21 protein-coding genes and 1 tRNA gene are annotated in these 21,154 nt (G+C 70.4%); 8 read left to right on the forward strand and 14 right to left on the reverse strand.

Going from position 1 to position 21,154, the window contains the following annotated elements; all coding sequences use genetic code 11:
- The first annotated feature begins 160 nt into the window (after window positions 1–160).
- The 3 genes from BMX74_RS14245 to BMX74_RS14255 all read left to right on the forward strand — a co-directional run bounded on the left by BMX74_RS14245 (window position 161) and on the right by BMX74_RS14255 (window position 5,881).
- A complete protein-coding gene (locus tag BMX74_RS14245; RefSeq protein ID WP_337959847.1) occupies window positions 161–2,011 on the forward strand; it encodes an NADH-quinone oxidoreductase subunit 5 family protein in 1,851 nt (616 codons plus the stop codon).
- Between the two features lie 325 nt (window positions 2,012–2,336).
- Complete coding sequence (locus BMX74_RS14250; RefSeq protein ID WP_256256945.1) at window positions 2,337–4,232, forward strand: NADH-quinone oxidoreductase subunit M; 1,896 nt, start codon at window positions 2,337–2,339, stop codon at window positions 4,230–4,232.
- A complete protein-coding gene (locus tag BMX74_RS14255) occupies window positions 4,229–5,881 on the forward strand; it encodes an NADH-quinone oxidoreductase subunit N (RefSeq protein WP_091100681.1) in 1,653 nt (550 codons plus the stop codon). Before BMX74_RS14250 ends, BMX74_RS14255 begins: the two co-directional genes overlap by 4 nt.
- A gap of 272 nt (window positions 5,882–6,153) precedes the next feature.
- Here BMX74_RS14255 and BMX74_RS14260 read toward each other — a convergent pair whose 3' ends face one another.
- A complete protein-coding gene (locus tag BMX74_RS14260) occupies window positions 6,154–6,804 on the reverse strand; it encodes a TetR/AcrR family transcriptional regulator (protein WP_091100683.1) in 651 nt (216 codons plus the stop codon).
- Window positions 6,805–7,204: 400 nt separating this feature from the next.
- On the opposite strand from BMX74_RS14260, the gene BMX74_RS14265 reads away from it, so the two are divergent.
- The gene (locus tag BMX74_RS14265) at window positions 7,205–8,731 is read left to right on the forward strand and encodes an alpha/beta hydrolase family protein (protein ID WP_091100686.1); all 1,527 of its coding nucleotides are present in this window, start codon (window positions 7,205–7,207) and stop codon (window positions 8,729–8,731) included.
- Window positions 8,732–8,754: 23 nt separating this feature from the next.
- Here BMX74_RS14265 and BMX74_RS14270 read toward each other — a convergent pair whose 3' ends face one another.
- Entirely contained in the window at window positions 8,755–9,318 is a 564-nt protein-coding gene (locus BMX74_RS14270; RefSeq protein ID WP_055504734.1) for a TetR/AcrR family transcriptional regulator, read from the reverse strand.
- A gap of 94 nt (window positions 9,319–9,412) precedes the next feature.
- Here BMX74_RS14270 and BMX74_RS14275 point away from each other — a divergent pair, with 94 nt between their 5' ends.
- The 3 genes from BMX74_RS14275 to htpX all read left to right on the forward strand — a co-directional run bounded on the left by BMX74_RS14275 (window position 9,413) and on the right by htpX (window position 12,066).
- Window positions 9,413–10,231 (forward strand): SDR family oxidoreductase, encoded by an 819-nt coding sequence (locus BMX74_RS14275; protein WP_055504735.1) that lies wholly within the window; start codon window positions 9,413–9,415, stop codon window positions 10,229–10,231.
- A 28-nt stretch (window positions 10,232–10,259) separates the two neighbouring features.
- Window positions 10,260–10,907, forward strand: a complete 648-nt coding sequence (locus tag BMX74_RS14280; RefSeq protein ID WP_055504736.1) for a carboxymuconolactone decarboxylase family protein — start codon at window positions 10,260–10,262, stop codon at window positions 10,905–10,907.
- Window positions 10,908–11,214: 307 nt separating this feature from the next.
- On the forward strand, window positions 11,215–12,066 hold the full coding sequence (gene htpX, locus BMX74_RS14285) for a zinc metalloprotease HtpX (RefSeq protein WP_055504737.1): 852 nt from the start codon (window positions 11,215–11,217) through the stop codon (window positions 12,064–12,066).
- Between the two features lie 126 nt (window positions 12,067–12,192).
- Here the strand turns inward: htpX and BMX74_RS14290 are convergent, their stop codons facing one another.
- A complete protein-coding gene (locus tag BMX74_RS14290) occupies window positions 12,193–12,684 on the reverse strand; it encodes a YajQ family cyclic di-GMP-binding protein (RefSeq protein ID WP_055504738.1) in 492 nt (163 codons plus the stop codon).
- 301 nt (window positions 12,685–12,985) lie between these two features.
- On the opposite strand from BMX74_RS14290, the gene BMX74_RS14295 reads away from it, so the two are divergent.
- Window positions 12,986–13,070, forward strand: a tRNA-Tyr gene (locus tag BMX74_RS14295).
- 194 nt (window positions 13,071–13,264) lie between these two features.
- Here the strand turns inward: BMX74_RS14295 and BMX74_RS14300 are convergent.
- From BMX74_RS14300 to BMX74_RS43010, 11 genes are all read right to left on the reverse strand, one after another.
- On the reverse strand, window positions 13,265–13,495 hold the full coding sequence (locus BMX74_RS14300; protein ID WP_143078654.1) for a hypothetical protein: 231 nt from the start codon (window positions 13,493–13,495) through the stop codon (window positions 13,265–13,267).
- A gap of 189 nt (window positions 13,496–13,684) precedes the next feature.
- Complete coding sequence (locus tag BMX74_RS14305; protein WP_091100690.1) at window positions 13,685–15,064, reverse strand: tyrosine-type recombinase/integrase; 1,380 nt, start codon at window positions 15,062–15,064, stop codon at window positions 13,685–13,687.
- Complete coding sequence (locus BMX74_RS14310; protein ID WP_091100693.1) at window positions 15,061–15,252, reverse strand: helix-turn-helix transcriptional regulator; 192 nt, start codon at window positions 15,250–15,252, stop codon at window positions 15,061–15,063. The genes BMX74_RS14305 and BMX74_RS14310 overlap by 4 nt, the downstream gene beginning before the upstream one ends.
- On the reverse strand, window positions 15,249–16,862 hold the full coding sequence (locus BMX74_RS14315; RefSeq protein ID WP_091100695.1) for a replication initiator: 1,614 nt from the start codon (window positions 16,860–16,862) through the stop codon (window positions 15,249–15,251). Before BMX74_RS14315 ends, BMX74_RS14310 begins: the two co-directional genes overlap by 4 nt.
- A complete protein-coding gene (locus BMX74_RS14320) occupies window positions 16,859–17,062 on the reverse strand; it encodes a hypothetical protein (RefSeq protein ID WP_091100696.1) in 204 nt (67 codons plus the stop codon). The genes BMX74_RS14315 and BMX74_RS14320 overlap by 4 nt, the downstream gene beginning before the upstream one ends.
- Window positions 17,059–18,486, reverse strand: coding sequence for an FtsK/SpoIIIE domain-containing protein (locus BMX74_RS14325; RefSeq protein ID WP_091100699.1), 1,428 nt, complete (start codon window positions 18,484–18,486; stop codon window positions 17,059–17,061). Before BMX74_RS14325 ends, BMX74_RS14320 begins: the two co-directional genes overlap by 4 nt.
- Window positions 18,487–18,571: 85 nt before the next feature.
- Window positions 18,572–18,895: a hypothetical protein gene (locus BMX74_RS14330; RefSeq protein WP_143078655.1), complete on the reverse strand. Its 324-nt coding sequence runs from the start codon at window positions 18,893–18,895 to the stop codon at window positions 18,572–18,574.
- A complete protein-coding gene (locus BMX74_RS14335) occupies window positions 18,892–19,158 on the reverse strand; it encodes a hypothetical protein (protein WP_091100703.1) in 267 nt (88 codons plus the stop codon). Before BMX74_RS14335 ends, BMX74_RS14330 begins: the two co-directional genes overlap by 4 nt.
- On the reverse strand, window positions 19,159–19,593 hold the full coding sequence (locus tag BMX74_RS14340) for a plasmid replication, integration and excision activator (RefSeq protein ID WP_091100705.1): 435 nt from the start codon (window positions 19,591–19,593) through the stop codon (window positions 19,159–19,161).
- A gap of 122 nt (window positions 19,594–19,715) precedes the next feature.
- A complete protein-coding gene (locus BMX74_RS14345) occupies window positions 19,716–20,432 on the reverse strand; it encodes a GntR family transcriptional regulator (RefSeq protein WP_091100707.1) in 717 nt (238 codons plus the stop codon).
- A gap of 104 nt (window positions 20,433–20,536) precedes the next feature.
- Entirely contained in the window at window positions 20,537–20,965 is a 429-nt protein-coding gene (locus BMX74_RS43010; protein ID WP_143078656.1) for a hypothetical protein, read from the reverse strand.
- Window positions 20,966–21,154: the final 189 nt, after the last annotated feature.

Below are 21,154 nucleotides of genomic sequence, written 5' to 3' on the forward strand. Positions count from 1 at the left end.
CCGCCGCCCACCCGGCCGCCGTACACGACGGCCGCCCGCAGCCGCCGTCCCCGCCACTCCGGACGCCGCGAGGCATGAAGAAGCGACGCCAGAAGAAGCGACGCCAGAAGAAGCGACGCCTGGAGAAGCGACGTCCGGAGAAGCGGTGCCAGGAGACGTCGTGGCCGGGATTCCGGGGCCGAGGGGCGGGGCCGCCCCGGAGGCCGCCGCGGAGGCCGGGGTGCGGGCCAATCGGAGAGCGGCCTGGATCGCCGTCCTCCCCACGGCCGCCTCCGCCGTGCTCGCCCTCTGGCTCGCGTCGGGTCCCGGTCTCGTGTACCTCACGGGCGCCGCCGGTCCCGCTCCCGTCGGCCGCACGTACGGCTCGATCGTGACCGGCGGCGTCCCCATCTCGCTCACACTGCAGGCCGACGCCCTGTCGGCGATGCTGGGCGTCCTGGTGACGCTGGTCGCGCTCGCCGTCCAGGTCTACTCCGTCGGCTACCTCAGCGACGACCCCCGCTACCCCTCCTACAGCGCGTTCGTCAGCCTGTTCACCAGCGCGATGCTCCTGGTCGTGTACGCGGGCGACCTCCTCGTCCTGTACGCCGGCTGGGAGGTCATGGGCCTCTGCTCGTACCTGCTGATCGGCCACTGGTGGGAAGACCGCGGCAACTCGCGGGCGGCGGTCAAGGCGTTCCTCGTCACGCGGCTGGGCGACGTCGGCTTCCTCTTCGGCATCTTCACGCTCGGCGTCGCCGCGGGGAGCTTCCGCGTCGCGGACGTGCTGGCCAAGGTGCCCGAGATGTCTGCGGCCACGCTGGTGACCGCCACCATGCTGCTGCTGGCGGGCGTCGCGGGCAAGAGCGCCCAGGTGCCGCTGCACACCTGGCTTCCCGACGCCATGGCCGGCCCGACCCCGATCAGCGCGCTGATCCACGCCGCCACCATGGTGGCGGCGGGCATCTTCATCGTGGCCAGGCTCTTCCCGGCCTTCCTGGCGGCCCGGCCCACGCTCGACGTCCTGGCAGTGCTGGCCGCGCTCGGCATGCTCGGCGCCGCGCTGGCCGCCCTCGCCCAGGACGACCTGAAACGGGTGCTCGCGTACTCCACGATCAGCCAGCTCGCGTACATGGCGGGCGGGCTCGCCGCGGGCGGCGACCGCCCGGCCGTCTTCCACCTGCTGACCCACGGCGCGTTCAAGGCGCTGCTGTTCCTGTGCGCGGGCGCCGTGATCCACCACGTCGGCTCGAACCTGATGAGCCGCATGGGCGGTCTGCGCCGCGAGCTGCCGATCACGTTCGCGGCGATGACGATCGGTTTCGCCGCGCTCATCGGCATCCCGCCGGCCAGCGGATTCTTCAGCAAGGACGCCGTCCTGCTCGCCATGGAGCGCGCGCTGTCCGGCGGCCTCACCGACGCCGCGGCCCTGCTCCTGTACGGATGCGCGCTCGCGACCGTCGCCGTCACCGGCGCGTACGCCGCCAGGGCGTGGCTGCGGACGTTCTTCGGCGAGGCGAGGGCGGTGGCGCTCCCCGAGCCGGAGCCCGGCACGGCGCACGTCGTCGGCGTCGCCGAGGCGCCCAGGACGATGCTCGTGCCCATCGTGCTGCTCGCGGTGCCCGCGCTGCTGCTCGGGTTCGCCGGATCGCCGCACGTGGACCTCCCGCTGGCCGCCGTCAGCGTCGTGCTGGCCCTGCTCGGCGCCGGCCTCGTCTACGCGGTCTGGCGCGCCGACCCCCTCGCCGACCCGGCCCGCCTGCTCGGCCCACTGCGCGGCCCGTGCGCCCGCGCCTTCTCCATCGACCGCCTGTACGCCACCCTCGTCGCCCGGCCGGTGCTGGCCCTGGCCCGCCTCGTCGTCCGTACGGACGAAACGGTCGTCGACGGCGCGGTGCGCGGCTCGGGCCGCTCGGCGCGCGGCCTGGCCGGGGTGCTCCGCCTGGCCCAGAACGGCAACGTCCAGCTCTACGTGAGCGGCCTCCTGGCCGGCATCCTGCTGATCGCGGTCGGGGCGGTGATGCTCACATGACGACATGTCGGGCCCGGGCCGTCGCGACCTCCGCCGGACCGGTGACGGCGTACTTGTCCGGAACGCGGGGCGCGCGCACCGCAGGGCCATCGCGCCCGCTGTCGGCGCACCCACTGTCGGGGTGCCCGCTGGCGTGGTGCCCAGGGAGGGAGCGTCGCGAGAGGTCGGGCGACGGCTCTCCCAGGCTCCCCGGCGAGGCGTTCGGGCTTCCCGGTGGCTCGCTTGGGCTCCCCGGCGGAGCGTCCGGTGCGCGGGCGAGGGCGCGGGCGAGGGCGCGGGCGCGGGCGAGGGTGACCGATCTGTCCGGAGGGGAGGCGGGAGGGTGATGGCCTGGCTGCTCGTGGCGATGCCTGTCGTGCCGTTGCTGGGCGCGCTGGCGCTGCTCGTCCTGCCCGACGCCCTGCGCCCGGCACTGCGGACGTACGGGCTCGTCGTGTCCGGTCTCGTGCTGGCCCTGGCCGCGGTGGTCGTGGCGGCGTTCGATCACCGGCGGCCAGGCGCCGTCCAGTTCGAGCTCGACATGCCGTGGATCCCGGGCCTCGGCCTGCGCTTCCACCTGGGCGTCGACGGCGTGTCCCTGCCGCTGGTCGCGCTGACCGCCCTGCTGACGTTCCTGTGCTTCGTCTACCTCTGCTGGGGCGGCGCCCGCGCGCAGGAGCGGTTCCATGGGGCGCGGCCGAGGGCGCTCGTGTTCACGCTGCTCGTGCTCGAAATCGGCATGATCGGGACGTTCCTGGCGCTCGACCTGCTGCTGTTCTTCGTGTTCTTCGAGATCGTCCTGGTGCCGATGTACTTCCTGATCGCCATCTGGGGCGGCGGCGGGCGCAGGGCGGCGGCGGTCAAGTTCATCCTCTACACGTTGCTCGGCTCGGTCGTGATGCTTCTCGGCCTGCTGCTGGTGTGGTCGCAGACGGGCACTCTGGACGTGGTCGCGCTCAGCCGGGCCCACGGTGCGGGAATGTCCAGAGCGGTGCAGATCCTGGCGTTCGTGGCGATCGGCATCGGGCTGGCCGTGAAGACGCCCATGTGGCCGCTGCACACCTGGCTGCCCGACGCCCACACCGAGGCGCCTACGGTGGGGTCGGTTCTGCTGGCCGGTGTGCTGCTCAAGATGGGTACGTACGGATTCGCCAGGATTGCCATCCCGGTCCTGCCGGAGGGCGCGACGGCGGTGGCACCGTTCCTGGGCGCGTTCGCGGTGGTGGGCATCGTGTACGGCGCGCTGGCCTGCCTCGCGCAGCGCGACCTGAAACGTATGATCGCGTACTCGTCGGTCGGGCACATGGGGTTCGTCCTGCTGGGGTTCGCCACGCTGACCCCGGTCGGCGTGAACGGCGCCCTGTTCGCCAACGTCGCCCACGGCCTGATCACCGGTCTGCTGTTCTTCCTGGCAGGGGCGGTGAAGGAGCGCTACCGCACGTCCGACATGCCGTCGCTCGGCGGCGGGCTGCTGGCCGTGATGCCGCGGCTGGGTTCGGTGCTCACGTTCGCGTCGATCGCCTCGCTGGGGCTGCCCGGGCTGGCCGGGTTCTGGGGGGAGATGCTGGCGTTGTTCGGCGCGTTCCAGCCGGCGCCGGGCCTGCCGCGCGGGCTGTTCCTGACGTACATGGTGGTGGGCGGGCTGGGCGCGGTGCTGACTGCGGCGTACTTCCTCGTGATGCTGTCCCGAGTCACCCACGGCCGCCCCACCGCCCAGTCCGCCCAGGAGCCACCGGCCGGCCACCCGGCCGGGCAAGGGGCCATGGGCGGCGGCCCGCCCACACAGGAAGCCCCGGACGGCGGCCCGGTCGGGGAGGAGGCGCCGGGCGGTGGCCCGCCCGCGCAGGAAGCTACAAGCGGCGGCCCGGTTGGGCAGGAGTCCCCGGGCGGTGGCCCGCCTGGGCAGGAAGCCCCGGGCGGCGGCCCGCCCGCGCAGGAGGCCCCGGGTGGCGGCCCGGTTGGGTGGGAGGTGCCGGATGAGCGGCCGGTGGTGCCGCTCGGTGGGGTCCCGCGCCGTGCGGAAGAGCCCGCCGTCACCTCGGCGGCAGCCGGGGGAGGGGCGGTCTCCGCAGGCGGGGGCGGGGGCGCGGGCATGGCTCCGCATCCGGACGACATCCGCGGGTACGAGCTCGCCGCCTGGTCCCCGTTGGTGGTGCTGACGCTGCTGTTCGGCCTCTGGCCCGGCCTCCTGCTCTCGCTCACCACCCCGGCCGTACAGAGCCTGCTGGGAGCCGTCTCATGACCCAGCAGATCGACTACTACGTCATCGCGGCCCCGCTGACGCTCGCCGTGGCGGCCGCGCTGGTCCTGGTGCTCGACGCGTTCCTGCCCGCCAGGCGCAGGGCCGTGCCGGGGCTGGTGACGCTGGTCGGCGTCCTCGCGGCACTCGGCTTCGTCGTCGCCCAGTCACTGAGCACTGCCGCGGCCAGGGGCGGGGCGGGAGCGGGCGGGGCCGGAGCGAGCGGGCCAGGAGTGGGTGCGGCTGGAGCGAGCGGGGCCGGAGCGGGCGGGGGCGGGGCGGCCACCTTCTGCGTGCCGCCGGGTCTGGCCTCCGGGGAGCGGCTGTGCTCGTTCGTCATGGATGGGTTTGCCCTGGTCTTTGCGGGTCTGGTGCTGGTGGCGGCCGTGGTCGTCGTCCTGCTGTCCATGACGGAGGTGGCCGGCGGCGGCATCCCGGTCGGCGAGTGGTACTTCCTCCTGCTCTGCACCCTCGTCGGCGCCGTGACCCTGCCCGCGTCCCGCGACCTCGTCATGCTGGTGGTGGCGCTGGAGCTGGTGTCGCTGCCGGTGTTCGCGCTCACGGCGCTCAGGCGCTACGACGGCCGGGCGTCCGAGGCGGCGGTCAAGTTGTTCGTCGTGTCGGTCGTGTCGACGGCGGTGATGCTGTTCGGCGTGTCCCTCCTGTACGGCGTCGCCGGCACCGTCCACCTGTCCCGGCTGGGCGAGGTGCTCGGCGGCCGGGTCCGGGCGCCCGGCGCCGACCCCGGTTCGTACGCGCCGCTGCTGGAGGCGGGCCACGGCCTGCCCGCGGTCGTCACCGTGGGGGTGGTGCTGGTCACGGCCGGGTTCGCCTTCAAGATCGCCGCGGTGCCGTTCCACTTCTGGGCGGCCGACGTCTACCAGGGCGCGCCGGTCCCGGTGGCGGCGCTGCTGTCGGTCATCTCGAAGGCGGCGGGGTTCGCGGGGCTCATCCTCGTCCTGGTCGCCGCGCTGGCCGGGCAGGCGGCCACCTGGGTGCCGGTCGTCGGCGTCCTCGCGGCGTTGACCATGTCCGTAGGCAACCTGCTGGCCATGCGCCAGCGGCACGCCGTGCGCCTGCTGGCCTGGTCGTCCGTCGCCCAGTCCGGCTACGTCCTGGCCGCGCTGGCCGCCACGGCACCCGCCTCGGCCGGGCATACCCGGGCGGCGACGACGCTCGGGCCGGTCGGCGCGGCGCTGGCCTACCTGGTGATCTACGCCGCGATGAACCTCGGCGCGTTCGCCGTCGTCATGCTCGTCTCCAGGGCCGCGCCGGGCAACGAACTCGACGACTACCGCGGCCTTGCGTTCCGCAGCCCGGCCGCCGGGCTCGCGCTGGCGTTCTGCCTGGTCTGCCTGGCCGGGCTGCCGCCGGGTCTGGCCGGGCTGTTCGCCAAGGTGTTCGTCTTCCGCGAACTGGTCGGGAGCGGCACCGGCTGGCTGGCCCTCGTCATGGCCGTCAACACCGTGATCGGCCTCTACTACTACGCGGCCTGGGCGGGCAGGGTGTTCACGCCCGGCCCGGCGGCGTCCCGCAGCCGGACGCTCCCGGCCACCTGGCTGGCCGTCGGCGTGGCGCTGGCCGCGGCGATCCTGTTCTCGGTGGCACCACAACTCGTCCTGGATCTCACCGCCCTGTCAGCCCTCGGCTGACCCCGGACACCGCCGCCCCTGCCGGCGCCCGCCTGACCGTTCGAGGCGGGCAGGTCGCGCTCCACGATGGAGCGACGCGTCCGCGAGGCGGACGGCTGATACCGGGACCTGACAGCGCTTTTCCCGCGTTCGTCGAGCACCACCTGCACGCCTGGCCGGCCGAGCACCAAGCGCCGCATGCCGCTCGCAGCCGGCAGAGGCCTTCTTTCCGCCTCGGCTGGTACGGCCTCACCCGGCGGCGGCGCCCGTGTGCGCGTCGTCGTGGTCCACGCTCAGCGGGTTCCCCGCCGATCGGCCTGATCCCGGATTCCGCCGAGCACGGTGTCGAAGATCCGGTCGAACTCCTCCACGGACCCGAAGCCGGCCTGCAGGGATGCGAGGGCCGCCATCGTGGGGTACGCGGTGGCGTTGATCGCGGGCATGTCGCCGGCCTGGCCGGATCCGCCGCTGAGGACCGCCAGCAGGTATCCGTTGAGGAAGCCGAACAGCATCAGCGGCGCGTCGGCGACCACCTGGTCGGGCAGGCCGGCCGCACGCATCGCGGTGACCAGTCGTTCCAAGGCGGTGAGGGCCACCGGCGAGGTCTGGGCGCGCGTGGCCAGCAGCGGGAACACCCGGGGGTGCCGGTAGGCCATCTCCCGGTAGCCGTGCGCCGTCAGGCGGGCGATCTCTTCCCAGTCGTGGGGTTGTGCGTCGTCCGCGGCGGTCGCCACCTCGGCGAGTACGGCCTCGGATATCGCGTCCAGCAGCGCTGCCTTGCCCTTGATGTGGTGGTAGATCGACATCGGGTCGACCTCGAGTTCCTCCGCGAGTCGCCGTACCCCGAAGCGCTCAAGGCCGTCGCGGTCGACGAGTGCGACGGCGGCGGCGGCGATGCGCTCGCGGTCGAGCCCCGCTGAGGTGCCCTGTGCGCGTCTGGCCATGTCCATCCCTCGGCTTGCCAAACCTACACCGTAGAACTTACCGTGGAGCCGCGAACCTACAGTGTAGGTTTCCGGGAGGAGGCGGTCATGGCCGCGATCACCAACCGTCCACCGTCGGCACGGTGTCCGGCCACGTCCGCGACGCGTACCCGACCAGGGGCCGGGCGACGTCCGCGGGCGGCCGTGGATCCAGCACCGGATCTGACCGTCCCGCTGTGCGCAACCGGTCGAAGCCGTCATCGGTGTGCGGCGGCCATCGGCCGACATCCGGTTGCGTCGGCAGGCCACGTACGAACGGGAGAGCCGAGCCGCGGCTCGCCGCCGACGACGATGCGGTCCGGCTCGACCCGGCCTCCATCCGCATGGCCGTCGGCGTCGGCCACAACCTGAGGAGCAGGTGATGAGACCCCTGGAGATCCTGTCGTCGGCCGGCGGCCTGCTGGGGCTCGCGATCCTCGCGATCCCCCGGCTGCGCGCGCTGCGCCGGGCGGGCCTCGCGGTGCCCGTCGCGCTGCTCCTCGCGGTGGCGCAGGTCCTCGTCGAAGGCCCGCGCTGGCAGATGGCCCCGGCCTACGCGCTGACCGCGATCCTCTTCCTGATCTGGCTGACCGGCATCGTCCGGCCGAGGGCTGTGCACGTCAACCGGCTGGTCGCCGGCTCGGGCGCGGCCCTCGGCGTGCTCGCGGCCCTCGCCTCCGTCCTCCTGGCGACGGTGATGCCCGTGTTCCGCTTCCCCGAGCCGACCGGCCCGTACGCGATCGGCACGACGACCTATCACTGGGTGGACGCAAGCCGTCCGGAGTTGTTCAGCGACACCCCCGGTGACCGCCGGGAGCTCATGGCGCAGGTCTGGTATCCCGCCGAGCCCCAGCCGTCCGCACCGCGCGCCCCCTACATCCAAGACGCCGAGACGGTGACGTCCGCGATGGCGCGCCTGGCCGGCTTTCCCGGGCCCGTCTTCAGCCAGCTCGGGTACGTGACCTCCGACGCCGTCGCGTCCGCTCGGATGGCGGCCGACAGCCCCCGCTACCCGGTGCTCATCTCCCTCACCGGGCTCGGTGGCTTCCGCGCCGCGAGCACCTTCCAGATCCAGGAGCTGGTTTCGCACGGCTACGTGGTCGTCGGGCTCGACCAGCCGGGCGCCGCCGCCGTGACGCGCTTCCCCGGCGGGCGGGAGATCCCGGGGTGGCCCAGGGACAAGATCTATCCGCTGATCAGCCAGAGCTGGACGCCGCGGCCCGACGCGCCCACGCTCCAGGGGGAGGCGCTTCCCGACGGGATCATCCCGTACTTCGCGCAGGACGTCAGCTTCGCGCTCGACCGGCTCACGGCGCTGAACGAGGCCGACCCCGCCGGCATCCTGACCGGCCGCCTCGACCTCACGCGCGCCGGCGTCTTCGGGATCTCGTGGGGCGGCGCGACCGCGGGCGAGGCGTGCGCGAACGACCAGCGGCTCAAGGCGTGCTTCATCATGGACGTTCAGATGACGGCCCACGTCGTCAAGGTGGGCCTGCGGCAGCCGGTCATGTTCATGACCCGCGATGCCGGGACGTTCCGTCTCGAACGGGAGCGCAGCGGCGGCTGGCCGGAGGAGGAGATCTCCGGCACCATCCAGACCATGACCGACGTGTACCGGCGCCTGCCGAGCGCCGGCTACTACGTGGAGGTTCCCGGGTTGTTCCACGTCGACTTCACCGACGTCCCGGTCTGGTCACCGGTCACACGGCAGCTTGGCCTGAACGGCACGATCGACGCCCGGCGAGCACACGACATCATCAACGCCTACTCGGTCGCGTTCTTCGACGAGCACCTCATGGGGCGATCGTCGTCACTGCTCGAAGGGCCGTCGAGCCGCTTCCCGGAGGCGCGGTTCATGCGTCACCAGGGCGGGCCGGAGCGGCTGTCGACCTCTGTGCGCTCCAGGTGACCGAGGTGGCGGGCATCGCCTCGTCAATGAGCGTCCGGGTGTTCGCCGGTGAGGTAGTTCTGGATGGTCGGAGACACCCAGGCGATGACCTCATCGTCGGACATGGCCACCGCCGGCGGGAATCTCAGGATGTAGCGGCACAGCGCCATGCCGAGCATCTGGGAGGCCACCAGCGCCGCCCTGGTCGGCGCCTGGCGAGGATCGCCGACCAGATGGATGATGAGCGGTGCGAGCTGGGCAGCGAAGACGTCACGGATTCTCTCGGCTGCGGTTTCGTTGGTCACTCCCGTGCGCAGGAGAATCTGCAGGGCGTCGTCGGCTTGCCAGCGAGCCAGGAAATGCCTGACCAGGGTCGCGCCCACCTGGTCCCGCGGAGTGGCGGTCAGATCGGGCAGGTCCAGGCTGAATTCGGCCGCGGCGGCGAAGAGCCGGTCCTTGTTGCCGAAGTAGCGCATCACCATCGAGGGATCGATGTCGGCGTCGATGGCGATGGCTCTGATGGTCGCCTTCTCGTACCCGTCGGTGGCGAAGCGTTCGCGGGCGGCGGCCAGGATGGCCGCCTTCGTGGCCTCTGCTGATCTCCTCATGCCTACAAGTGTAGGCCAACACCCGTTGACTTCGGAATCACCGTTGGCGATAGTTGTGCCAACGGTTGTTGGCAAAGCTATCGAAGGGCTGAAGATGTCCAAGACTGTGCTGGTCACCGGCGCCTCCACCGGAATCGGCCGCGCCACCGCGCTGCTGTTGGCGCGCGAGGGGTTCACCGTGCACGCCGGCGTGCGCAAGGACGCCGACGGGGAAGCTCTCGGGCCCGCCGTCACCCCGATCATGCTCGATGTCACCAACCCCGACCAGATCGAGGACGCCGTCCAGCGCATCGGCCACCTGGACGCGCTGGTGAACAACGCCGGCATCGGCGTCACCGGACCGATCGAGTTCGCCCCGCTGGAAGCCCTGCGCTGGCAGTACGAGGTCAACGTGTTCGGTCAGGTGGCGGTCACCCAGGCCATGCTGCCCCTGCTGCGCGCCTCGCGAGGCCGCGTGGTCACCATCGGCTCCGTGGGCAGCTGGATCACCCTGCCCTTCGGCGGCCCGCTCTGCTCCTCCAAGCACGCCATCCGCTCGCTCAACGACGCGCTTCGCATGGAGGTCAAGCCGTGGGGGATCGAGGCGATCCTCATCGAGCCCGGCTCCATCCACACCGACGCCGTCGACAAGCTCGAAGGTGAGGTCGAACCGCGCCTGGCCTCGCTCGGGGAGCAGGGCAGGCGGCTGTACGGCGACGCCTACCGCACCATGGTCGCCGCCGGGCTCAAGCAGGAGCGCGCCGGCTCCAGCCCCGACGTGGTCGCCCGCGCCGTCCTGCACGCCCTGACCGCACGCCGCCCCCGCGTCCGCTACCCCGTGGGCAAGGGCTCACGGCTGATGAGCACCCTCGGCCGCTGGCTGCCCCAGCGCGCACTCGACACCCTGCGCATGCGCGCACTCGGCCTGTCCTGAACACACAGCACTCCCTGAGGAGACCACGATGACGCAGCAGCAACTCGCCGGAGCCGACGGCCTCGCCCAACTCGACCCCGTGTTCGCGCAGATGGCCCTGAGCGCGGGCCACAACCTGTGGGGCCTGCCGAACCTGACCACGCGTGAGAAGGCCTTCATCTGCCTGACCGCCGACCTGTGCCACCCGCACCTGGGAACCCCGCTGGCCATGCACGTTCAGATGGCGTTGACCGGCGGGGTCGACCCCGAATCGATCAGGGAGCTCTTCCGGCATCTGGCGCCGTACGTGGGCTACCCCATCCTGGTCACGGCCTTCCAGCGCCTGACCGAGCTGGGCCTGCCCGAGGCGAGGGACCACCAGCCGCTGGAGGCCGGCGCGTTGGACGGTACGCTCGCCCGAGTCGTACAGAACCTGAAAGCCGCCGCCCCTGGACTCGCCGACTTCAGCGAGCGGCAACTCGCCCAGCGATGGGCCCGCCCCTACCTCAGCGTTCGCGAACGAGCGCTCGCGTGCCTGGTCGTCGATGTCTTCTACCAGACGCTCGGGGAGTCCTTCCAGCTTCACGCCCAGCTCGCCAGGGCCGCCGGAGCCGGCGAGGAGACCCTTCACGATCTTCTTCGTGGTGTGGCCGAATTCGGGCTCGCCCGCGCCTGGTCGGCCGCCCGGCTCCTGTGAGGGAACCTGCGGGTGTTGCTCCTCGGCCCGCCGGCCGGGCCCAGGGCCAGGGTCGGCGGTCGAGGTTGCCGCGCGCCCGTCCAGATGCCGCCGGTCGCTCGTGGGCCGCCAGCCGCCCGGCCGGCGAGGAAACGGGCCGCCGGTAGGAGGCTTCGAAGGCCACCGTGGCCGGCCCCATCGGGTCGCTCCGGTACGCAGCGAGGGCCGGAAGAAGTCGCGCTACGCCCCCCTTCGGACACTGCGGGGAACGATGAACCGGGTCGTCATCGTTGGACCGGGTGAACCCGCACCACGAAGGGAGGCACCCTTGCGCCACAACGGCCTCCGCACCGCCGTCCTGCTGGGCGGCATGTCGGCGCTGATCATCGCGCTGGGAGCGTGGCTGGGGGGCGGCTCCGGCATCCAGATCGCGTTCGTCCTTGCCCTGGCGGGCAACGGCGTCGCCTACTTCTTCTCCGACCGCATCGCGCTGTCCGCCATGCGGGCCCGGCCCGTGAGCGAGGTTGAACAGCCCACGCTGTACCGAATCGTCCGGGAGCTTTCCACTCAGGCCAGGCAACCCATGCCACGGCTGTACGTCTCTCCCACGGCCCAGCCGAACGCCTTCGCGACCGGCCGCAGCCCCCGCCAGGCCGCCGTCTGCGTGACGTACGGGCTGACCAAGCTCCTCGACGAGAAGGAGCTGCGCGGGGTGATCGGGCACGAGCTGTCGCACGTGTACAACCGGGACATCCTGATCTCGTCCGTGGCCGGTGCGCTCGCCACCATGATCACGTGGGCGAGCTACGTGGCGGTCTTCTTCGGCGGCTCGGACGACGACGAGGGCCCCGGCTTCCTCGGCGCGCTGCTCATGATGGTGCTCGGCCCCGTCGCCGCCGGAATGGTGCAGATGGCCATCTCACGCACCAGAGAGTTCCAGGCGGACGAGTCGGGTGCCAGGCTCACCGGTGACCCGCTCGCGCTGGCGTCCGCACTCCGCAAGATCGAGATGGGCGCCCGGACGCTGCCGCTCCCCGAGAACAGCCGGCTCACGTCCGCGTCCCACATGATGATCGCCAACCCCTTCAGCGGCTCCGGCGTCGGCCGTCTCTTCGACACCCACCCGCCCACCTCCGAGCGCGTGGCCCGGCTGGAGCGCATGGCCGGCTACCGCCGCTGAACCCCGTACCCTCCGGCCGCGGAGGAGCGGGGCACGAGACGCACGGCCTCATGCCCCGGCAACAACCGCCCTCCGCGATCTCCCAAGCGCTGAAAACCCAGCCCAGAGCCGTACGGCATGCCTCTGCTAGCGGTAGTTCACGAACTGCAGGGCGATGTCCAGGTCCTTGCCCTTGAGCAGGGAGATGACATCCTGCAGGTCGTCCTTCTTCTTGGAGCTCACGCGCAGCTCCTCGCCCTGGATCTGCGCCTTGACGCCCTTCGGCCCCTCGTCGCGGATCAACTTCGAGATCTTCTTCGCGTGCTCCTGGTCGATGCCCTCCTTCAGGCTGACCAGCAGGCGGTACTCCTTGCCCGACAGCTTGGGCTCGCCCGCGTCAAGGATCTTCAGCGACAGGCCACGCTTGATGACCTTCTCCTTGAACACGTCGAGCGCGGCGTTCGCCCGCTCCTCACTGTTCGCCTTGACCTCGATGTTGTTCTGCCCGGACCAGCTGATGCTCGCCCCGGTACCCTTGAAGTCGAAGCGGTGCCCGATCTCCTTGACCGTCTGGTTCAGCGCGTTGTCGACCTCCTGACGGTCGATCTTGCTGACGATGTCGAAAGACGAATCGGCCAAAACACCCACCCTTTCGGCTGCGAAAGCACTTATTCGGGGTCCGGCCTTGCCGTACACGGACCCAGCGAACGAGCCTAGCCAGCATCGGCGCGCCGCGCAGGACACGCCCCACGCGCTCGCCCACGGCGGACACGGAGCCGGCGGACGATCCCCCCGAACGATCTCCACACCCCGCCCACCCCCGAACCCCCACGTCGCCGCGCCACGAGGGATCCAGATCGGCGCCACGGGACAAACCGGTGTCACGCGCACCCCGGAAGTCCGCTATTCTTCTGTGTGTCGCCGCGAGAGCGGAAGACAAGGCAGGTTGCCCGAGTGGCCAAAGGGAGCGGTCTGTAAAACCGTCGGCTCAGCCTACGCAAGTTCGAACCTTGCACCTGCCACCAGCAGTAAGAGCAGATCAGAGGCCCTACGGGGCCTCTTCTGCGTTTCAGGGGTGTGCAACCAGATGCAGCCCTGAGCGGCCGTCTGTCGGTGGTCGCGGGATATACGCGGGATGGATCCGGGGGCGTTTCCCCAGGTAGGCCCTGTGATCCCGAGCATCTGCGGGATGATCTGGCTGGGTCGAGAGCCACTGGATTCAGCGTCGAGACCGGTCGCGGATCGCGGCCTCGATGCGAAGGCCGACGCCTACCAGAGCGACCCCGATGAAGATGGTCACCCATAGGAGCGAACTGGTCGATTTGGTATTCGCCTCGATGACGGCGAGCAGCACACCTAGGACGATGGCGACGAGGCCGGTCAGTCCGATGGTTTCGGAGGTTTCGTAGCGGCGCCAGCCGGTCCGGGATCCGTCTTTCGGTTCGGTCACGGGCGTGAGCATCCCATGCGGAGCTCAAGATCCGGTAGCGGTCCGGATTCGGCCACTTCAAGTGGCACTGCCCAACTCTTGGCCACAGTGGCCGGCATGCGGCCAGATACCGTGTCACCTGACATCTGGCACTCAACGTCGAAAGGCCCCGGGGAAGCCGGAGCCCTTCGAGTGGTGCTGTTCGTGATCTCATGCGGTGAGTACGTCCGCGATCCGCTGGTTGACGATCTCCTCGTGGCCGTCGATGCACTTGGCGTAGACCCGGAGCAGGACGTCCACCCCGTGGCCGGCACGGGCGGCCACTTCTGGGGCCGGTACGCCGCCGTTGAGCCAGAGCGAGACGGCCGCGTGGCGGAGGTCGTACGGTCGCCGGGCGAGGGGTGAGGCGACCTGGGCGGGTGTGAGAGCGAGGGTGCGGGCCTCCTGCCAGACCTCGGTGTAGGCCGTCGAGGCGACCACGCCGCCGCGCTCGCTACGGAACAGCCGCCCGTCAGGGGCGACGCCGAACTCTGTGATGTGTTGCCGAAGGATCTTGACCAGTTCCGGCGGGATCGGGATCCGACGGACGTCATCCTGGCCCCGATGCTTGAGGCCGCGTAGCTCGTGCGCGTCCCCAGTGTCGGTCCAGCGGCGGTTCACCTCGGGTCGGGAGCCGTCGAGGGTGAGCCGTCCCCAGCCTTGCGGCGGGAGGTGGCAGTCCTGCTCGCGGAGGCTGACGGCCTCGCCAGGCCGAAGTGCGGCGAAGTACATACAGGCGAACATGGCCATCAACCGCTGTCCCCGGCCCTTCCCGCCGCGCTGGCGCTTGCCGACGTAGGTAAGCGCCACGAGCAGTTCGCGGGCCTGGCGAGGGTTGACCACGACTCGTGGATCCACCGTTTCGGTGGTCTTCGGAAGCTTCCACTTGATCCGGTGCAGCGGGTTGGACGGCAGCTCTTCCAACTCGACGGCGTACTCGAAGACGTGGTGCAGGATGGCGCGCTTGCGCTTGATCGTGTTGGCGCCGGCCTTCTTGCCGTCGAGGCGGAGGGTGAGGGCGTCCAGGGCCGGGCGGACGGCTTTGGTGTCGTTGAGGTCCTCCATGGTGAGCGATGCGGCCTCCAGCCAGCGGACGGCCCGCGCGATGTCGGCGGGCATCGCGGGCCGCTTGTCTTCGGGCAGGAGGATGTACTGGCGTAGGGCAGTACGGAGGATGGTGGCGTCCGGCCGCCCTGGCTTGTCCATCGTCAGCGCCGGGAGAGCCGTGGCCAGGGCGTCGGACATGCTGTCACGGCTCTTGGCAGCCGCGTGCGGCCAGCGCGCCTCCACATACGCCTTCACGAAGTCGAGGACGGTCCGCGCGTCCTTAGCCTTGATCATCGACTGGGGGAGGCCGGTCTCCAGGTCGAACGCCTCTCCCCGTCTTGCGGCCTGCCGCAGGTCGGTCAGGAAGCTCTCGCCGAGGGCCTTGGTCTTGAAGGTCTTGGACTTCTCCCGGCCGCCGACCTTCCAGCGCACCTCGTAGGAGGGTGACTTGCTGGACTTGTTCCGCCGGATCTCCCAGAACTTCACGTCGTACGAGGTCGTCATGCTGCGCTCCGGAGGGATTCGAGCCAGGCTTCGAGGTCGCTGCGATAGATGCGGAGCTCGCCGTTGGGCAGGCGGATGCCCTTCGGTGCCTTGCCGGTCTCACGCCAGCGGTAGAAGGTGCGGCGGGAGACTCCGCCGAGTTCGTCGAGGACCTGGGCGACGGTGAGGAGTTCGTTCCTCTTGCTCATGCGGCCCTCCCAAGGTCCTCAGTTGCCGAAAGATCTTGTCCGGCTGCTCTGGCTTCCAGCTCTCTGAGGTGGGCTCGCCAGCGTTGGCGTTCGGCCACGGTGCGCAGGAGGCGTACGGCGAGGGGTGGCACGTTGGCGTCTCCGGCCGGGACGGGGCGCCAGATGTAGCGGTGTGGGTCGGTGGGCTCGTCGGACTGGCCGAGGGCTTCCAGGACCCAGGTGCGGCGGTCTTGCTTGTGTTCGGCGAGGGTCTTGTTGGACCACTTGCGGGAGACCAGGACGCGGCGTCCGGCGTAGCCGAGGTGTTCGGGCTTGTGCGCCTTGGAGCGGCACCGGCCGGGCTGCATGCCGGACTTGGCGTTCTTCGGCTGGACGCCGTAGCGGAGCCAGTTCGGGCAGGTGGGTGAGCAGGGTTCGTAGCGCAGGGCGTCGACCATGCGGGCGGCGTGCTCGCGCTGGGCCTGGCCGCCGTCGAGGGTCTCGCCGATGGACTTGGTCAGGTACTTGGACAGGTACCGGATGCACTGGTCGGCGTCCGGGGTGCCGGCGAGAACACCTTGTACGTCCACTTGTTCGCCGAAGCGCAGCACGTGGAGGGGTTCGGCGTCCTCGTCCAGGGCGTCGAGGGCCTCGTCCCAGGTGGGCAGGACCTCGCCGGTGGCCGGGTCGAGGTAGCCGGCCTGCTCGTCCCAGACGGGCAGGTGGTCACCGTCGAAACGCGCTTCATCAGCCTGGGGCCACCACACCTGGTGGTAAGTGGCGGCGGCTATCTGCTTGATCTCCGCACGCGGGAGGGTGCCGCGGATGGCCATGTGCAGGTGCGGGGCGAGCCGCTTCTGAGGTTCGACGGCGGCGAAGTACTGCACGTCATAGCCCGCGACCCGGCGCAGGTTCTGCACGAACCGGTCCACGAGCTTGGAGAAGTGCAGCGCGTCCCGAGCCGCACGCCGGTAGTCGTAGGTGTCGGGATCGATCGGGACTCCGTCACGGACCTTGCCGTAGCTGGGCAGGGTGAGCGTGACGAACAGCGATGGGCGGTAGGTCTTGCCGTTCGGCGCTTGGAAGGTGCGTCCAAGGGTGGTGCTGGTCATCTTGCGCTTGGGCAGGTCGGGCGCGTCCTGCCGACGCCGGGTCGATCGGGTGCGCTTGGGCACCGCGGATCCGGTGACGCTGCCCCGCATGCCTGCGGCGTTGATCTCGTCATCGAGGCCCGCCAGGACGGCGTCCAGGTCGGTGGTGTCGTCGCCGGCCTGTTCCGCGGCGTCGCGCCTGGCCTGCATGTCGGCGCGGAACTCGACCAGCCAGCGCTGTTCCTCGTTCGGTTCGTCCGGCGTGATGGCCGGTTCGGTGTCGAGGTGCCAGCCCTCGCGGCATTGGGCCATGCGGAGCTGTCGATTGCGCTTGGCGCAGGGTGGGCACTTGCTGTCGAGGGTGGAGCCGCACGGGACGTCGATGATCTCGGCCTTGCCGGTGACGATGTCGAACCGTCGCAGCGGGATGGGGCTGATGCAGACGCCGTGCTGCTTGGCGACCTCTATGAGCACGTCGCGGGCCATCGGCATGGCCTGGCGTACGGCCCGGGGGAGTGCGCGGTCGTGCGGATGGGTCATGCGGTCCTCCCTTCGTCGGTGGTCTCGGTCATGAGGGCGCAGAACCGGTAGCGCTCCAGGTGCGGGTGCGCGTGGACGCGGGCGTGGTGGAGCTCGAAGACCCGCATGCGGGGCAGGTCACGGGCGGTCAGCAGGACCAGCAGCGGACGGCCCGCGACCAGGCTGATCTCGTCGGCGGTGCCGTGGAAGCAGATCCTCATGCCGCACCGCCGTGCGGCGCGTAGGCGGTTACCATGGCGCGGATGTCGTGGTCGGAGACGTAGGCGGCACGGACCCGGGCGGGTTCGGGGCTGGCTTCCAATCGGACGTAGCCGACGCCCGCGCCCAGCTCCGGAACCGGCGAGATGTGGTCGGCGAGCGCGCCGCGATCACGCGCGCCGTCCCCGAGGACCATGTCCACCTGTTCCGACTCGTCCAGGCGCAGGGCGATCTTGTCGGGGAACAGGTTGCGGATGTTCATGACCTCTTTGCGCGGGTCCTGGAGCGCGGCGAGGACGCCGACGCCGACCGCGCGGCCCTGGGTGGTGAGCGTGGCCAGTGCGGCGGAGATGCGCTGCCTGAGCTGCCGGTCGGACTGGTAGGCGGTCAGGAACGCGACCTCGTCCACCACGACCAGGATGAACGGGTCATCGACGGTGGGCGTGTGGGAGCGTTGGAGCCCGGCGAAGCGAGCCGCCCGCTTCTGCATGACGCGGACGGCCTCGTCCAGCAGGTCGGCGCACTCTTCCGGAGTGGCCGCGTACCTGGGGCCGAACAGGTCGCGACCGTAGGAGAGCTCCATCAGCTTGGGATCCAGAGCCCACAGCTCCACCAGGCCGGCGCGGGCGGCGGGCAGGAGCGAGCGGATGACGGACCAGATGATCGACCCCTTGCCGGCCCCGGTCGCACCCGCGACGAGGACATGCGTGCCGTGCACCTTGAGCCGCCACGGCCGCCCGTCCTCACATCGGCCGATCTCCACCGGTCCCACGGTCGGCTCCTCCGGGATGGCGAGCGCCGGCAGAGGCGAGGCGAGTGGATCGCTGCGCGGGAAGGTCAAGGTGAGCCGACCGGCCTGGGACAGAGCCACGCGGCACGACTTCGCGCCGAAGCCTTGGGCCAGGTGGTCGGTGCGGTCGGCCCAGTCCTTGACCGCTTGCCCCTTGAGCATGCGCACGGTGACCAGGTCGGCCCACGAGGTGCAGGTGACCTTGCCGAGGGTGGGCAGGTAGTCGCGTCCTCGGATGTGACGGCCGAGACCGGAGACGATCATGACGGGTTGCCAGTGCCGCCGGTAGATCCAGATGAGTCGCCACCAGGCCAGCAGCCGGTAGCCGACCAGGCGGGCGAACGACGGCCGGTCGATGAACGCCCACGAGGTCAGGGCCAGGACGACAGTGCCGAGCAGGGACGCCGCCATCGGCCAGCCGTAGACGTACCAGGCCGCGCCGAGGACGGCCGGGACGGCAGTGGCGATGGGATGGCGGCAGACCATACGGACGAGCCCGGCGAGCATGCGACAGACGAGGAGGAGGATGGTGAGGACGGCGGGCGTGGTGACCACGGCCGGGCGGAAGACGACGGCCGTGTCGGGCGTGGTGGAGACGAGATTGCGTGCCTCGTCGCCAGGCAGCCGCTTGAACATAAGCTTGGAACCTCTCGTGATGTGGAAGTCAGGGGAGAACCGAGGGGCCGCCAGAAGTTGCCGCTTCCAGCGGCCCCGCCTCATGTCAGGCCGCCGGGCCGGTGGTGTCCGCAGTGGCGTCCTTGTTGGCCTGTTCGGCGTGCAGGCACTCGCAGTCGGCCAGGTAGCGAGCGGCGGCGTTGAAGATCTCGCGGGCGACGGCCAAGTCGGCGTCGGTGACCGGCCCGGCCCCGGTGGTCGAGATGTGCACGGCGGCCTCGTGGGAGCTGAACTCCAGGTACGGACGCGGGTTGCTGAGCAGCAGCCCGGCGCGGACCTTCAGGCGCGGCGTGTAGAAGGAGACGCCGACGTGCGGCGCGGACTCCGGTCGCATGGACAGAGTGACGTAGGTGTACGGGCTGAGAGTCATGCCGCGACCCCCGTGCCGTCGGGGAGGCCGTAGAAGGCTCGTTCCAGGGATCGGGCGAAGCGGTGCGCCTCGCGGGCGAGCTGCCGGGCGAACTCCAGGTCTTCTACCGTCACGGGTCCGCTGGTGGTGACCAGGACGGAGGTGGCGCCGAAGTCGAGCGACAGGACGGGCTCACGGCGGGCGAACGGGTGGTTGAGGGTGCGGGCGGCGTGCCCGGTGGTCAGCCGGATCACGCTGTTGCGCGGCGTGCGGCGTCGGGTCATCTAAGCGGCGTCCCTTCCGGCCGAAGCCTTGCTCGAGGCGGTCTGAACCGGCTGGGCGTTCTGGCGAGGCGCGTGCATCTCGCGGACCTTGATCGAGTACGCGAGACGGCCGGCGGCGTTGACGTACGGCGTGATGGAGACGCCGTCGAACTCGACCGGCGTGAACGGCAGGCCCGGCATGGGCTGCGGCGGCACCGGCTGGACCGGAGCCAGAATCTTGACCGCCACCGTCTTCTGGGCGGGCTTGAGGGTCGGGTCACCGTCCATAACCGCGACCTGCCAGACCAGCTCTCCGGTCTGCTTGTCGCGGGCCTGCACGAACCGGCCGCCGGCGGAGGCGTCGAAGTCCTTGACGGGCTCGACCTCGCCGACGACGTAGCAGCCGTGCGGGAAGACCATGGCGTAGGTGACAGGGATGGGTCCTTGGATGGCCATGCTGTTCCTCTCGAAAGCGGCGGAGAGCTCTTCGTTCGCTCGTCCACTTGTCCGCATGAGTTGAGAGTAGGTGATCACAACTCGTCCGCACAAGTGGATGAGAGGTAAGTGGCAGGTAAGAGTTAGCTCACCTTGAAGACATCTTCGAGCTCGTGCAGGCTCCCCGGCAGGGCCAGGCTCACTACCATCAGCACGTTGCCGGCCGGATCGTGCACGGTGGCCAGCACGCCGAGGACCGGGTTGGACGATCCGAGAAGCTCGGCCTCCTCCTGTGTGGGCGTGCGCGCGCTGACTCGTTCGGTGATGTGGTCGAAGCGCAGGTGCTTGACGGCCTGGAGGTGCTGACGGATGCCGCGTCGTAGCGGCTCGGGCTTGTCCAGGTCGGTGCCGAGGGCGTGCTCCAGAGGTATCCAGACGGTTTCCACCGCCGAGACCACATCGGCGTTGCGTGCCAGACGTTTCCTCGCGATGACCGGAGTCCCTTCGGCGACACCCAGCAGCCGCGCGACATGACGGGGCGCCGGGATCCGGCCGGCCTCCACCACGGCACCCGCACTCTCGCCCTGTTCGGCGGTCATCAGACTCGGACGCACGCGGTCAGCCGCGCTCTGCGGACGGCCTTTGACGAAGGAACCGCGGCCGTGCTCGCGTTCGATCCACCCCTGCATGGCCAGGGTCTGAAGGGCGCGCACGACGGTGGTCCGGCCGACGCCGAGTTCGCGCACGAGTTGGGTCTCGGATGGCAGCATGTCACCCGGGGCGTACTCACCCGACTCGATCCGCTCTTGGATCGCCCGCATGACCTGTGCGTATTTGGGTGGGGCGAAATCCATGCTCATCTCAACCGCCCGTTCACTCTTCCACTCGTGCGCATAAGCACAGTACCGGCCGACGCGCCGCCTGTCAGTGGCCCTCATTCAAAGGGCAGCAGGATGTAACCAGCTCAAGAGCCATTGATCAGAGCGACGCAGGTGGAGCATGCCCTGGACGCGTTCGTAGAGAAGGCCACCGACCAGCCGCACATCGGCAGGGGACGGGCCGGCGAGGAGCACAGGGCAATCGTGATGCCCGGCGGCACGGCGTGGAGCTGGGTCGAACGCCCTGTCTTCGTCACACCGGTGACGTAGGCCGGGGGAGGAGCGATCTCGATGGGTTCTTTCAGGTCGAGATCGTCCCATTGCAACAGCCAGCGTTGTACGCCGCCCGGCAGCTCGTAAAGGTCGCCGTCGAGCTTGACCAGCGCCGCTGTGCCGTTGCGCAGGACCGCCACCACCACGCCCTCGCGACCGAGCAGTTCCGCGCCGTAGGCCCGAGTGCGTGCGTGACTGTGGAGGGTGCTGACGATCGCCGCCCGCCAGCCGATCCGGCTCACATCGGCTCCGCCGACCCGGGGGAGGGACGCGAACAGATCGGGATCTGCTCCGAGCGCAGTTCGGCATAACGCATCGCGATCCGGCGAGCCGCCCTGAAAGGGTCACATGCCGGATGCCATGCGTAAATGACGCGGCGACGCTCGACGTTCCATCCGGTACGCCACCAATAGCGCCCGCCGTCGCACCAG

Source organism: Nonomuraea pusilla (assembly GCF_900109355.1).
GTDB lineage: Bacteria > Actinomycetota > Actinomycetes > Streptosporangiales > Streptosporangiaceae > Nonomuraea > Nonomuraea pusilla.

What these genes read in the sequence shown, in the direction of transcription:
- BMX74_RS14280 (WP_055504736.1), top strand. Translation starts at nt 10,260, where the DNA reads ATGACGCAGCAGCAACTCGCCGGAGCCGACGGCCTCGCCCAACTCGAC.
- BMX74_RS14270 (WP_055504734.1), bottom strand. Translation starts at nt 9,318, where the DNA reads ATGAGGAGATCAGCAGAGGCCACGAAGGCGGCCATCCTGGCCGCCGCC.
- BMX74_RS14255 (WP_091100681.1), top strand. Translation starts at nt 4,229, where the DNA reads ATGACCCAGCAGATCGACTACTACGTCATCGCGGCCCCGCTGACGCTC.
- BMX74_RS14250 (WP_256256945.1), top strand. Translation starts at nt 2,337, where the DNA reads ATGGCCTGGCTGCTCGTGGCGATGCCTGTCGTGCCGTTGCTGGGCGCG.
- BMX74_RS14325 (WP_091100699.1), bottom strand. Translation starts at nt 18,486, where the DNA reads ATGTTCAAGCGGCTGCCTGGCGACGAGGCACGCAATCTCGTCTCCACC.
- BMX74_RS14345 (WP_091100707.1), bottom strand. Translation starts at nt 20,432, where the DNA reads ATGAGCATGGATTTCGCCCCACCCAAATACGCACAGGTCATGCGGGCG.
- BMX74_RS14340 (WP_091100705.1), bottom strand. Translation starts at nt 19,593, where the DNA reads ATGGCCATCCAAGGACCCATCCCTGTCACCTACGCCATGGTCTTCCCG.
- BMX74_RS14330 (WP_143078655.1), bottom strand. Translation starts at nt 18,895, where the DNA reads ATGACTCTCAGCCCGTACACCTACGTCACTCTGTCCATGCGACCGGAG.
- BMX74_RS14320 (WP_091100696.1), bottom strand. Translation starts at nt 17,062, where the DNA reads ATGAGGATCTGCTTCCACGGCACCGCCGACGAGATCAGCCTGGTCGCG.
- BMX74_RS14260 (WP_091100683.1), bottom strand. Translation starts at nt 6,804, where the DNA reads ATGGCCAGACGCGCACAGGGCACCTCAGCGGGGCTCGACCGCGAGCGC.
- BMX74_RS14275 (WP_055504735.1), top strand. Translation starts at nt 9,413, where the DNA reads ATGTCCAAGACTGTGCTGGTCACCGGCGCCTCCACCGGAATCGGCCGC.
- BMX74_RS14315 (WP_091100695.1), bottom strand. Translation starts at nt 16,862, where the DNA reads ATGACCCATCCGCACGACCGCGCACTCCCCCGGGCCGTACGCCAGGCC.
- BMX74_RS14335 (WP_091100703.1), bottom strand. Translation starts at nt 19,158, where the DNA reads ATGACCCGACGCCGCACGCCGCGCAACAGCGTGATCCGGCTGACCACC.
- BMX74_RS14310 (WP_091100693.1), bottom strand. Translation starts at nt 15,252, where the DNA reads ATGAGCAAGAGGAACGAACTCCTCACCGTCGCCCAGGTCCTCGACGAA.
- BMX74_RS14265 (WP_091100686.1), top strand. Translation starts at nt 7,205, where the DNA reads ATGAGACCCCTGGAGATCCTGTCGTCGGCCGGCGGCCTGCTGGGGCTC.
- BMX74_RS14305 (WP_091100690.1), bottom strand. Translation starts at nt 15,064, where the DNA reads ATGACGACCTCGTACGACGTGAAGTTCTGGGAGATCCGGCGGAACAAG.